The sequence below is a fragment of the Nocardia testacea NBRC 100365 genome (assembly GCF_000308775.1).
Lineage (GTDB): Bacteria > Actinomycetota > Actinomycetes > Mycobacteriales > Mycobacteriaceae > Nocardia > Nocardia testacea.
In genome coordinates this window covers 1-13,177 of record NZ_BAGJ01000068.1, presented here as the reverse complement: position 1 = coordinate 13,177, position 13,177 = coordinate 1, and the positions used below count along the sequence as shown (strand labels likewise).

Sequence of the window (13,177 nt, the reverse complement as noted above, 5' to 3'; positions counted from 1 at the left end):
CACCGGTCGGCGCAGGCATACCCCGAGCGGCGCGGGCGTCGACCGCCGCGGCGATATCCACCGGTCGGCGCCACCGCTCAGCCGGACAGCCCACCTTCGGGAACCGCTGGGACGCGGCCTACACCTGAGTCATCGAACCTTGGTGCCCTACCGGGAAATACAGCGAGAACCCGCTCCGGGTGCGGCGGCGCTCCCTGCCGTTCCACCGCCGAACGGCCGGGTGGCACGCCGCCGGCCGGACCGGTGATCCGGCCGGCGGCGACGCACTCAGACCGCTTTGACGAGCCGGGCCCGCACTCCGCCGGTGAGCTCCGCGGCATCCGGTCCGGCCGGTCCGAAGTCCAGCTTGAGCGCCAGGATCTCCCCCGCGATCAACTCGCGATGGGTACGCGCCCATTCCCGCCGATCGTCCGGCACCTCCAGCGTGGCCGTGATGCGGTCGGAGACGTCGAGGCCGAGCGATTTCCGGGTCTCCTGCAGATCCCGGATCACATCGCGGGCCCAGCCCTCGGCCTCCAGTTCCTCGGTGACCACCGAGTCCAGTACCACCAGGCCCGCGTTACCGGGCAGGGCGGCGGTCGATTCCGGTTCGGCCGCCACCAGCCGCTGGGTGTACTCCTCGGGCAGCAGTTCGATTCCCGCCGCACTGACCACACCGTCGGCGGTCTCCGACCAGTCACCCGCCTTGACCGCCTTGATCACCCGCTGCACATCCTTGCCCAGGCGGGGTCCGGCGGCACGCGCGTTGACCGCCAGCTCGAAACGGCCGTGCGCGGCGACATCGGTGGTCAGGTCCACCTTCTTGACATTCACCTCGTCGGCGATGATATCGGCGTAGGGGGCAAGCCGTTCCGCGTCGGAAGCGGCGATCGTCACCTCCGCCAACGGCAGCCGGACCCGCAGTTTCTGTGCCTTGCGCAGGCTCAGCACGGTCGAACACACGCTGCGCGCCTCGTCCATCGCGGCGACCAGCTCCGGATCGTGCGGGAACGTATCGGCGGCCGGCCAGTCCGTCAGGTGCACCGAGCGCCCACCGGTGAGCCCCCGCCAGACGACCTCGGTGACCAGCGGCAGCAGCGGAGCCGCCAGCCGCGTCACCACCTCGAGCACCGTGTGCAGGGTGTCGACGGCGTCGCGGTCCTCGGCCCAGAACCGGGAACGCGACCGGCGCACATACCAGTTCGTCAGCGCGTCGGCGAACATGCGCAGTTCCTCGCAGGCACCGGCGATATCGAACTCCTCCAGCGCCGTGGTCATCACATCGCGGGTCTGCGCCAGCTTCGCCAGGATGTAGCGATCCAGCGCATTGGGTGAATCCGTCCGCCACACTCCGGGTTCGGCGGCATACAACTGCAGGAAGGTCCAGGCGTTCCACAGCGGCCGCAGCGCATGACTCACGCCTTCGCGGATACCGCGCTCGGTGACGATGAGGTTGCCGCCCCGCAGGATGGGCGAACTCATCAGGAACCAGCGCATCGCGTCGGAGCCGTCCCGGTCGAACACTTCGTTCACATCGGGATAGTTGCGCTTGGACTTGCTCATCTTGAGCCCGTCGTCGCCGAGCACGATGCCGTGCGCGACCACATTCTTGAACGCCGGACTGTCGAACAAGGCCGTGGACAGGACGTGCAGGTTGTAGAACCAGCCGCGGGTCTGCCCGTTGTACTCGACGATGAAATCGCCGGGGAAGTGGGAGTCGAACCACTCCTTGTTCTCGAACGGGAAATGGACCTGCGCGTACGGCATGGACCCCGATTCGAACCAGCAGTCCAGTACCTCCGGCACCCGGCGCATGGTGGACTGCCCGGTCGGGTCGTCCGGGTTGGGCCGGGTCAGCTCATCGATGGCGGGACGGTGCAGATCCGTGGGCCGCACCCCGAAATCGCGTTCGAGTTCGTCGAGCGAACCGTAGACATCGATCCGCGGATACGTGGGATCGTCGGACATCCACACCGGGATCGGGCTGCCCCAGTACCGATTCCGGCTGATGTTCCAATCGCGCGCGTTCTCGAGCCATTTGCCGAACTGCCCGTCACGGATGTGCTCGGGTACCCAGCTGATCTGCTTGTTCAGCTCGACCATTCGCTCGCGGAACTGCGTCACCGCCACGAACCACGAGGGCACGGCCATATAGATCAGCGGCTGACCGGAACGCCAGCTGTGCGGATAGGAGTGATCGACGGTTTCCTGCCGCAGCAGTTTTCCGGCGGCCTTGAGATCCTTGATGATCACCGGATTGGCGTCGAACACCATGAGGCCCTCGTACGGCGGCACCATGGAGGTGAACTTGCCGCCGGGGTCGAGCGGCTGCACCAGCTCGATACCGTTCGCGCTGCAGACGTCCATATCTTCTTCACCGAAGGCGGGCGCCATGTGCACGATGCCGGTACCGGAATCGGTGGTGACATAGTCGGCCGAGAGCACCCGGTGCGCATTCGGATGTCCGGCGAAGAAGTCGAACGGCGGCGTATAGCGCAGATCGACCAGCGCGGCACCGTCGTACTCCCCGAGTACCTCGGGCTGCTCGCCGAGTTCCCGCGCATAGTGGCCGACCCGCTCGGCCGCGAGGACATAGCGTTTACCGTCCGCGCCGCGCACCTGCACATAGCGGAGGTCCGGATGGACCGCGACGGCGAGGTTGGACGGCAGTGTCCACGGGGTGGTGGTCCAGATGAGCGCATTGGCGCCGTCCAGTTCACGCAGCGGATGATCCTCGCCGACCGTGAGCACCATATCCACCGTCACCGCCGGGTCCTGGCGCATCCGGTAGGCGTCGTCGAGTTTGGCCTCCTGGTTCGACAGCGGCGTCTGCTCGTACCAGCTGTAGGGCAGCACCCGGAAACCCTGGTAGATCAGGCCCTTGTCGTAGAGCGACTTGAACGCCCACATCACCGACTCCATGAAGTCGAGATCGAGTGTCTTGTAGTCGTTGTCGAAGTCGACCCAGCGGGCCTGCCGGGTCACATAATCGCGCCATTCCCCGGTATAGCGGAGCACCGACGACTTGCACGCGGCATTGAATTCCGCGAGCCCCATCGAGTCGATCTGTGATTTGTCCGTGATACCGAGCTGCTTTTCCGCTTCGATTTCCGCGGGCAGCCCGTGCGTATCCCATCCGAAACGGCGCTCGACCCGCTTACCGCGCATGGTCTGGAAGCGGGGGATGACATCTTTGACGTAGCCGGTCAGCAAATGACCGTAATGCGGCAGACCGTTGGCAAACGGGGGTCCGTCGTAGAAGACGAACTCCTCGGCGCCGGCCCGGTTGTCGATACTGGCGCGGAAGGTTCCGTCGGCGGCCCAGGCGTCCAGCACGGCCCGCTCCAGCTCGGGGAAGGACACACCGGATCCGCCGCCGAGATCGACGCGCGGATATGCGCTGCTACTGGATTTCTCGTCCGCCATCGCGGATACACATCTCCTCGTGCCCGGCGCGCTCTGTGGCGCGGTATCTCGGCACGGGGACGATCGCGGCGCAACGGGTGCGCCGGAACCGCGGTACCACCCCGCTTGTCCGGCCCCGGCGAACCGGGTGGACCTCTCGTTACGAGCTGTGACGGGCTCACCCGTTCGGTTCTACTGAGCGTGCGCGGCCTGGAGGCGCCGCACGACGCCGTTCTTCCGAAAGCTCCCCGGTGATGGCCGGATCATCGCCGACTTACAGGTTTGATTCTAACCAGGACGGTCAACCACTTATACAACCGCCCGCGGGGCCGCAGCATCTCGCAACCCGGAAGGACGTTTTGGTTCTCGCCCGTTTTTCTCGTCAGCGCTTCGCGTGCTGATCCCGCGGGGGCAGTTCCTCATCGGGTGCGCGCATCGACAGCGCGCTCGCCAGCAACACCACAGCGCCGGCAACACACACCGCGATACAGCCCCACGCCCAGATCACCGATCCCGTCGCCAGGGACAGGATCAGCAGGGCCAGGCCGATCGTGGCCAGGGCCAGTGTCAGGACAAGCATGATGACCCCCAGAACAGCAGGCCGGGCGCCCGTGCGCTCCCAGCGGTATCGGGCGGTTACTCGCCTTTGCCGAACGAGGCGGGAGCGAGCTGGTTGGCTCCGGTATCGAAGGAGTCACCCTCGTCGACCGGCACCGCCGAACCACGGTTCTCCAACTCTTCGAGCTGCGATTCCAGATACGACTTGAGCCGCACCCGGTATTCGCGCTCGAAGGTTTTCAGGGTCTGGATCCGGCTCTCCAGCACATTGCGCTGCTGGGTGATGGTCCCCATGATCTCGGTGTGCTTGCGCTCGGCGTCGGCCTGCAGCGCGTCGGCCTTCTCCTTGGCCTGGCGCAGCTGGCTGTCGGAGCGGGTCTGGGCGTCGCTGAGCATGGCATCGGACTTGTGCCGCGCATCGGCGATCATCTCGTCCGACCGCACCCGCGCGTCGTTGACCATGCGCTCGGAATTGGCCCGCGCGTTCGCCAGCAAATTCTCGGCTTCGCTCTTGGCGTCGCTGGTGAGCCGATCGGCCATCTCCTGGGCCAGGCTCAGCACCTTGGCGGCCTGCATATTCGCGTCGGCCGCGGCGTCGGCGGCCGACGGAGCGGCCGGGACCACCGGGATGGGTGCCGACGGCGGTGCCTGGACCGGGGGTTTGATCGGTTCCGGAGGCGGGGCCTGCTGCACCGGTTTGCCCAGACCCGGACCCCGGCTGGACTTGGCATCGGCCAATTCGGCGTCGAGCTCGGCAACCCGCTGGCGAAGGTCGGCGTTCTCCTCGATCAACCGGGAAAGTTCCTGCTCCACCAGATCCAGGAAGGCATCGACTTCGTCCTCGTTGTAGCCGCGTTTGCCGATAGGCGGTTTGCTGAACGCGACGTTGTGCACATCGGCTGGGGTCAGCGGCATGGAAGGATCCCTTCGCGCGTTGGCAGATCTAGCGGCTCTGGCAAGTCTTCACGGCCCATTCTGTCACACCGGAGCTACCGGCTGTCCGAGCCGGCTCACCACCGACATCAGGATGAAGACCAGGAACAGCAGAACCATAATCGATAAATCGAGCCGAATTCCGCCCAGGGAGACCGGTGGTATCAGCCGCCGCAGCAGCTTCACGGGGGGATCGGTGATGGTGAAGATCACCTCGAGGATCACGACCACCACCCCGGTGGGACGCCAGTCGCGGGCGAAGCTCCGGATGAACTCGACGATCACCCGGCTGATGAGCAACAGCCAGAAGATGAACAGTACGAAGTACAGCACCGCGAACAAGGCCACGCCATCACTCTGCCGCAAAATCGGCGCGGTGCAAAATGCCCGCGCCGATCTTGTTCGTACCATGTCGGCGCCCGGCCGGGCGAGCCGGTCGCTATTTCTGGTTGTAAAACCCGGTTTCCGCGATCCGGCGCCGCTCCTCGGCCGATACGTCCACATCGGCCGGGGAGAGCAGGAACACCTTGGTCGCCACCTTGTCGAACGAACCACGCAGGGCGAAGGCCAGCCCGGCGGCGAAGTCGACCAGGCGTTTGGCATCGGCATTGCTCAGGTCGACCAGATCCATGATCACCGGGTTGCCCTCACGGAACCGCTCCCCGATGATCGCGGCTTCGCTGTAATCACGCGGACGCAGCGTGGTGATCTTGGACAAGGGACCTCCGTCCTCGAAGATCGCGGGACGGCGGGCGGCGACCGGCTCGGGACGGACCCGTTCGGCCAGCCGCCGCTCCTCGGCATCGGGATCGACCGCCAGGGCTCCCCTGGTCGCGCCGCGCAACGAGGCGCCACCGCCCGGGCGGTACCGGCCGGAGGAGGAGGCGGCGTCGATCCGGGTGGGGCGGCGTGGTCCCTCGTAATCGTCGTCGTAGGCGTCGCCCGGGTAGTCGTCACGGCGCGGCGCGGGGTAGCTGGGCTGGTAGGACGACTTGTACGGCACGTCGCGGTAGTCGGGACCGTCGTAGCGGTCCTCGGGGTACCGGTCGTAGTCCGGACGATCGCCGTAGTCGCGGGGCGCGCGGTCGGAGTAGTCACGCGACCGGCGCCCGCCACGATCCTCCACCCCACGCGGGGTGCGATCGTCGACGTAGTCGTCTTCGTAATCCTCGAGCGGAACCATGCCGAAGTACGCCTTGAACTTGTGCAGCGTGCTCATGCCGGTGCCTCGCTATCGCTCGGCTCCGTCATGATCACGATGGTGGCTGCGTCGAGTACTCGCTCGCTGCGCTCGCTCATTCTGGTCGACCTTCCTTCGGCCCCGGTGGCGGCCGGGTGTTGAAGTCTTGCTCAGCCCTCGTCGTGTCCCAGCATATGTGTCGAATGTGACTGATGAGGTTTGTTTGCTACGCCGAGGTTATCGGTCGGCTCCCCATCAGAGCGGTACCGACACGCACACACGTGGAACCATGGGCAATAGCTCTTTCAAGATCATCGGACATTCCGGCGGACAGCTCGGTCGCCGCCGGATGTCCGGTGCGCAGCCGGGCATGGATTTCGGCCAGCCGCGCGAACTCCACATCGGGATCGGCGGCCCGCGGTGGAATGGCCATAATCCCTGCCAGGCGCAGTTCCGGGGCGTCGGCGATCCGATCGGCCAGCGCCGGCAGCGCAGCCGGATCCACCCCGCCGCGCGCCGGGTCGGCGTCCAGACTCACCTGGATCAACACCTCCAGCGCAGTGGACCGCTCACCGGCATCCAGGGCGGCCGCGGCGGCCGCGGCGAGCGCGGTCGCCAGGCGTTCGCTGTCCACCGAATGCACCGCGTGGGCCCAGCGCACCACCTGACGCGCCTTGTTCCGCTGCAACCGCCCGATGAGATGCCAGCGCACCCCCGGATCGCTCACCTCGGCCGCCTTGGCGCCGGCCTCCTGTGGACGGTTCTCACCGAAGTCGCGGCGGCCCAGACGATAGAGCGCGGCGATATCGGAGGCCGGAAAATATTTCGTCACCGGCAGCAGCCGGACCTCCCCCGGATCACGACCGGCAGCCGCGCACGCTGCATCGATACGTGCGAGCAGCCGCGCGAGATTATCGGCCAGTTCCGCGGTGCGGGAGTCGTTCCCGGTCCCGGCGTCGCCACTGTCCGGGACAGACCGGCCCGGCTCTTCGGCGAAATCCACCACCGGGCGAGTGGATTCGGGCCCGCCGGGGCCCGCGGCGCGGGCGCCGCTCATCTCCGCGTGCCGATCCGCCACGGTCTCTGCGCCGTCATCGGTCTCCCATCTCCCAGTGACCGAGCCTCGGCCGTACTCCGAACATTATGCGCGAGTTGGTATTTCGCACCGGCCGCGCGATCGTGACCGCCGCATGCGGCGCCGCGGACCGCTCGGCCTTTCACGCTGTACCCGATTCCATCCAGATGACACTGCCCAATCGTCCGGTCGGCGCGCCCCGGCGGTGGCTGAAGAGTGTGGTGTCCTCGATCGTGCAGCGCGGATCCTCGGCGACCGCCGCGACCCCGGCGGCGGTGAGCTGCCGCCGGATGCCCGCGCGCAGATCCAGTCCGGGAGTACCGCGCACCGTGGTGGTGGCGCTGCCGGGCAGATGCGCTTCCACATCGGCCCGCATCTCGGCGGGCACCTCGTACTGCCGGCCGCTGGCGGCGGGACCGAGCAGAGCACCGATCCGATCGATCCGGGCACCGGCGGCGACCATGGCCTCCAGCACCCGCGGCACGATACCGATGCGGGCGCCCACCCGCCCGGCGTGCACCGCGGCCACGACCCCCGCCTCGTCGTCGGACAACAGCAGCGGTACACAATCGGCGGACAACACCACCAGCGCCAGCCCCGGCCGGGTGGTCACCAGGGCGTCGGTGCCGGGAAACGGTTCGGTCCGCGGCCCGTCCACCGTCGCGACCGTGCGGCCGTGGATCTGTTCCATCCAGATCACATGATCGGTGGGCAGCCCGAGCGTCTCGGCGAGCCGGGCGCGATTGCGCCGCACCGCCTCCGGATCGTCGCCGACATGATCGCCGAGGTTGAACGAATCGTAGGGCGGCGCGGAGAAACCTCCCGCGCGCGTGGTGACGACCCGTCGAACAGTGAGTACCGGTGCCGCAGTCATGACACCGAGCCTAATGGCAGTTCGCGGCGGTCCCGCCCGGTCCGGCGGCGGCACGCGCGCCCGGGACAGCGGACCGCCCGCGCACTCGGCGCGGGCGGGTCATCACCGGTGACGCGGGTTCAGCGGCGCATGAAGTCCGGGACGTCCACATCGTCGTCGTCATCATCGGGCAGATCCGGCGGCGGCTGGATATGGGACCGGCTGTTGTGGCTCAGCGTCGGATCGACCGGCGGACGGGTGCGTTCGGTATCGCGGTAGCTCGGGGCCGGGCCCCGCGCGACCGCCGAACCGGGATCCGACGAGCGGGTCGAGGCCGGATCCTCGGCGTGCCCACGGGCCGCACCGAGTTCGGCGGTTCGCGACTGCCCGAGTTCGGCGGTCCGCGACTGCGCCGAGATCTCCGCGGTGCGCCCGGATCCCAGCGATCCCCGGGTGGTCGCGGGATCGAACGTCCGGCGCGCGGGTCCACCACCGTCGAATCCCGCGGCGATCACGGTGACGCGCACCTCGTCGCCGAGCGAATCGTCGATGACCGTACCGAATATGATGTTGGCCTCGATATGCGCGGCCTCCTGCACCAGCGAGGCGGCCTCGTTGATCTCGAACAGGCCCAGATCCGAACCGCCGGCGATCGAGAGCAGCACCCCGTGCGCACCGTCCATCGAGGCCTCCAGCAGCGGTGAATTGATCGCCGCCTCGGCCGCTTTGACCGACCTGCCCTCCCCTCTGGACGAACCGATACCCATCAGGGCGCTACCGGCCCCCGACATCACGCTCTTGACGTCGGCGAAGTCGACGTTGATCAGACCCGGGGTGGTGATCAGGTCGGTGATGCCCTGCACACCGTTGAGGAGTACCTCGTCGGCCGAACGGAAGGCGTCCATCAGGCTCACCGCGGCGTCGCCCAGCTGCAGCAGCCGATCGTTGGGAATGACGATCAGGGTGTCGCAGGATTCGCGCAGCAGGTTGATACCGACCTCGGCCTGATTACCGCGGCGCTTCCCCTCGAAGGAGAAGGGCCGGGTCACCACACCGATGGTCAGCGCACCCAGTTTGCGGGCGATACTCGCCACGACGGGCGCGCCGCCGGTACCCGTACCGCCGCCCTCACCGGCGGTCACGAAGACCATATCGGCACCCTTGAGCACCTCTTCGATCTCGTCCTTGTGATCCTCGGCGGCCTTACGACCTACCTCGGGGTCGGCGCCGGCGCCGAGCCCCCGGGTGAGCTCCCGCCCGACATCGAGCTTCACGTCGGCATCGCTCATCAGCAGTGCCTGGGCGTCGGTGTTCACCGCGATGAACTCGACACCCTTGAGACCCTGCTCGATCATTCGGTTGACGGCGTTCACGCCGCCGCCGCCGATACCGACGACCTTGATCACGGCAAGGTAGTTGTGCGGGGGCGTCATGAGCTCTCGCCTTCCTTCGATCCAAAGTCTGTCGTTTTCGGATGCCCGATATCGTTCCGCGCGACCACGATCCGCGGCCCACGATCCGGGCAAACCCTGAACCTCAACCATAGGGTTGGAGTTATGTCAAGTATCCGACTGGTGCGGAACGCTATTCGCCGCCGTCGCGATCCGCTCGCAGGCGCGCCGAGACGATAACCAGTTTCTTCGGCGAACTTGCTTCTACCCGGGCGGTACGCGACGTATCGTGAACGGTTGCCCAGCGGCCCGCGCCCACATCGTGGGACGCCCCCGGCTCCCGCCGCATGCGGTCTCCGGGTGATCGTCCGGAGCCGAGGCGGCGTTGCGAACCGAACAGGGTCGAACCGAACAAGAGTGCTGGGAATCATTTTACCGTGACCAGACTGGGACTCGAGACGTCGAACACGGTTCCCGGCTGAGTGAGCAGCGGCAGTACCACCGCCGATTTGCGTTCGCCGTCCTCGCTGCTGCCCCACAGTACCGTGCGACCGTCGCGCAATGTCAGGGAAATCTCCGACGCGCCCGCCGCGCGTACGGTTTCCACCTGCACCTCCAGCGCCGGGGGTAGCACGCGAGCCACGGCGACCGCGGCCCGGGTGAGTTCGTCGGCGCTGCCCGGCCGGGCGGTGACCAGCTGCGGCACCCCGATCGGCGCGGGCTCGATCGCATACTCGATACCGTCGGCGTCCAGTAGATGCGCGCCCTCGGGAGAATCGTAGTACAGCACCGCGGTTCGCGGCTCGATCCGTACCCGCACCGTCGACGGCAGCACCCGCTGTACCCGCGCGCTGCGGACCTTCGGAATCGTCGCCACCCGCGCGGCCATCGCGGCGGTGTCGATCCGCAGGATCGAACCGGTCGCCGGGACCTGGAGCAGTTCGCGGATCTGTTCCTCGGGGATCTCGCCCGCCCCGTCGATCCGCACCTCGCGGACCGAGAGCAGCGGCGAGAACCAGGCGAGCGCGGCCAGCGTGATCACCAGCGCGAGTGCGGGCAGCGCCCACAGCCGGAATCGCCGCAATCCGCCCACCTCGAATCGCCGCGTCCCGGCCCGCACCCCGCCTCACCGCCCGTACTGCGGACGCGCGCGTAGTCCGTCCAGGATCTGGCTGCCGAGCATGGTGACATCACCGGCGCCCATGGTGATCACGACATCACCGGGCTGGGCGAGACCCGCGACCTGGCGGCCCACCCGCGACATATCCGGTTGGTAGTGCACGGGTTTGTGCACCGACTGGGCGACCAGCGCGCCGTTGACACCGGGTAACGGCTCCTCACGGGCTCCGTAGACGTCGAGCACCACCACTTCGTCGGCCAGATCCAGGGCGGCGCCGAATTCGGCGGCGAAGGTCGCGGTGCGGCTGTAGAGATGCGGCTGGAAGACCACGATCACCCGGCCCCGGCGCGACAGCGCGCCGTCACGTGCCTCCTGCTCCACCAGTTCGGCGGCGGCCCCGAGCACCGCCCGGACCTCGGTGGGATGGTGGGCGTAGTCGTCGAAGACCCGCACCCGGTTCTCCCGGCCCACGAACTGGAAGCGGCGGTGGACCCCGCCGAAACCCTCCAGCCCCTGGATGATCTCGTCCACATCGGCGCCGGCGGCCCGCGCGGTCAGCAGGGCGGCCAGCGCGTTGAGCGCCATATGCCGGCCGGGCACGGAAAGACGCAGCGTACGCGGGGCGGGTTCGTCGGCGAGCTGGAACTGGGCGATACCGCCGACATCACGCGGTTCCCAGCTGTGCAGCCGCACCCCCACCGGAACCGGCGCATCGGGCAGTTCGCCGGTGCCGTACCCGAGCACCCGCACGCCGCGATCGGCCAGCCGCTGCCCGGTGCGCTCGGCGAGCGCCCGGGCACCGGGATCGTCCAGGCACACCACCAGCAGGCCGCCGTCGGCGAGGCGATCGGTGAAATCGTCGAACACCTGCACGTAGGCGTCGTCGGAACCGAAGAAATCCAGGTGGTCGGACTCGATATTGGTGACCACCGCGACATCCGGGTCGTACTGCAGCAGCGACCCGTCGCTCTCGTCGGCCTCGGCGACGAAGATATCGCCGCTGCCGTGGTGCGCGTTGGTCCCCGCCTCGTTGAGTTCACCGCCCACCGCGAACGACGGGTCCAGCCCGCAGTGCTGCAGGGAGACGATGAGCATCGAGGTGGTGGAGGTCTTCCCGTGTGTACCCGAGACGAGCAGCGTGCGATGCCCGCTCATCAGGGCCGCCAGCACGGTCGGCCGCAGCAGCACGGGGATCTCGCGGCGGTGCGCCTCCACGAGTTCGGGGTTGGTCTTCGGGATGGCCGCGTAGGTCGTCACCACCACCGTGGGCCCGCCGGGCAGCAGATCCAGCGCGCCGGCGTCGTGACCGATCCGCACCTGGGCGCCCCGGGCCCGCAGGGCGAGGACACCGCGGCTCTCCTTGGCGTCCGACCCGGAGACCTCGCCGCCGCGCGAGAGCAGGATGCGGGCGATACCCGACATCCCGGCGCCGCCGATACCGACCATGTGCACCCGGGCCAGCTCCGGCGGCAGCGCGCCGGGACCGGTCTCGGGCGCGGTCACCTGCTCGCCGGTCACCGGCCCGCCGCCCGCAGCACGATCCGGGCGACCTCGTCGGCGGCATCGCGATGGCCGGCGCCGGCGGCGGCACGGCCCATCTCGGCTATGCGTGCTGGATCCGTGAGCAGCGGTATCACCTCGTCGATCACATATTTCGGGGACAGTTCGGCATCGGCAACGATTCTGCCACCACCGGCGGCGACAACGGGCCGGGCATTCAGTTCCTGTTCACCGTTTCCGTGCGGCAGCGGTACGTACACCGCGGGCAGCCCGACCGCCGACACCTCGGCGACGGTCATCGCCCCGGACCGGCAGACCACCGCGTCGGCGGCGGCGTAGGCCAGATCCATCCGCGACAGATACGGCACCGCCACATACGGCGCGGCGGGATCCACCGATTCGATATCCAGCGTGTTCTTGGGCCCGTGGGCGTGCAGGACCGAGATACCGGCCGCGGCCAGCTGCGGAGCCGCACCCGAGATGGCGTCGTTGAGCGACCGCGCGCCCTGGGAACCACCGAAGACCAGGAGCACCGGTCCGGTCGCGGGCAGCCCGAAATGCTCCCGCGCCTGCGCCCGCAACCCGGGCCGGTCGAGCGAGGTGATGGCGGCCCGCACCGGGATGCCGACGATCTCGGCATCGAGCCCGGAATCGGGGACCGCGGCCAGCACCCGGGTCGCGCGCCGCGCGCCGACCTTGTTGGCGATACCCGCCTTCGCGTTGGCCTCGTGCACCACCACCGGCACCGCGCGCCGGCGCCGCAGCGCCCCGCGGCCCGCGGCGAGATAGGCCGGCAGCGCCACATAACCGCCGAACCCGACGATCACATCCGCCTCCACGGCGTCGATGATCTCGCGGGTACGCCGTACCGAGGCCCGGACCCGGCCCGGCAGCCGCAGCAGATCCGCACTGGGCTTGCGCGGCAACGGCACCGGCGGGATCAGCTCGAGCGGATACCCCCGTTCGGGCACCAGGGTCGTCTCCAGTCCGCGCGCGGTGCCGAGCGCGGTCACCCGGATCCCGGGATCGAGCCGCCGCAGCGCGTCGGCGACGGCCAGGGCCGGTTCGATATGCCCGGCCGTGCCGCCACCGGCGACGATCACCGATATCCCGTCCGTGCGCGATGCTGTGTGCTCGCCTGCGGACTGAGGTGCGCTCACCTGTTTCTTCCCCGTTCTCGTGC

Annotated in this window: 11 protein-coding genes; all 11 read right to left on the bottom strand. The window is 68.3% G+C overall.

Going from position 1 to position 13,177, the window contains the following annotated elements:
* Positions 1 to 267: 267 nt before the first annotated feature.
* The 11 genes from ileS to murG all read right to left on the bottom strand — a co-directional run bounded on the left by ileS (position 268) and on the right by murG (position 13,154).
* Complete coding sequence (ileS, locus tag ON38_RS08415) at positions 268 to 3,405, bottom strand: isoleucine--tRNA ligase (protein WP_039823769.1); 3,138 nt, start codon at positions 3,403 to 3,405, stop codon at positions 268 to 270.
* A 361-nt stretch (positions 3,406 to 3,766) separates the two neighbouring features.
* Positions 3,767 to 3,964 carry a hypothetical protein gene (locus ON38_RS08410; protein WP_030523837.1) on the bottom strand — a complete coding sequence of 66 codons (198 nt, stop codon included), beginning with the start codon at positions 3,962 to 3,964 and terminating at the stop codon, positions 3,767 to 3,769.
* A gap of 56 nt (positions 3,965 to 4,020) precedes the next feature.
* A complete protein-coding gene (gene wag31, locus ON38_RS08405) occupies positions 4,021 to 4,857 on the bottom strand; it encodes a DivIVA-like cell division protein Wag31 (RefSeq protein WP_039823768.1) in 837 nt (278 codons plus the stop codon).
* Positions 4,858 to 4,920: 63 nt separating this feature from the next.
* Positions 4,921 to 5,223, bottom strand: coding sequence for a YggT family protein (locus ON38_RS08400; protein ID WP_030523839.1), 303 nt, complete (start codon positions 5,221 to 5,223; stop codon positions 4,921 to 4,923).
* Positions 5,224 to 5,314: 91 nt separating this feature from the next.
* Positions 5,315 to 6,094: a cell division protein SepF gene (locus tag ON38_RS08395; protein ID WP_039823767.1), complete on the bottom strand. Its 780-nt coding sequence runs from the start codon at positions 6,092 to 6,094 to the stop codon at positions 5,315 to 5,317.
* Positions 6,095 to 6,281: 187 nt separating this feature from the next.
* Positions 6,282 to 7,133 carry a YggS family pyridoxal phosphate-dependent enzyme gene (locus tag ON38_RS08390; protein ID WP_245563969.1) on the bottom strand — a complete coding sequence of 284 codons (852 nt, stop codon included), beginning with the start codon at positions 7,131 to 7,133 and terminating at the stop codon, positions 6,282 to 6,284.
* A gap of 139 nt (positions 7,134 to 7,272) precedes the next feature.
* Entirely contained in the window at positions 7,273 to 8,004 is a 732-nt protein-coding gene (pgeF, locus tag ON38_RS08385; protein ID WP_039823765.1) for a peptidoglycan editing factor PgeF, read from the bottom strand.
* A 119-nt stretch (positions 8,005 to 8,123) separates the two neighbouring features.
* Entirely contained in the window at positions 8,124 to 9,416 is a 1,293-nt protein-coding gene (gene ftsZ / locus ON38_RS08380) for a cell division protein FtsZ (RefSeq protein ID WP_039823763.1), read from the bottom strand.
* Positions 9,417 to 9,801: 385 nt separating this feature from the next.
* Entirely contained in the window at positions 9,802 to 10,494 is a 693-nt protein-coding gene (locus ON38_RS08375) for a cell division protein FtsQ/DivIB (protein WP_083872424.1), read from the bottom strand.
* A 6-nt stretch (positions 10,495 to 10,500) separates the two neighbouring features.
* Positions 10,501 to 11,940 (bottom strand): UDP-N-acetylmuramate--L-alanine ligase, encoded by a 1,440-nt coding sequence (murC, locus tag ON38_RS08370; RefSeq protein WP_051164517.1) that lies wholly within the window; start codon positions 11,938 to 11,940, stop codon positions 10,501 to 10,503.
* Between the two features lie 68 nt (positions 11,941 to 12,008).
* A complete protein-coding gene (murG, locus tag ON38_RS08365; protein WP_051164502.1) occupies positions 12,009 to 13,154 on the bottom strand; it encodes an undecaprenyldiphospho-muramoylpentapeptide beta-N-acetylglucosaminyltransferase in 1,146 nt (381 codons plus the stop codon).
* Between the last annotated feature and the right edge of the window lie 23 nt (positions 13,155 to 13,177).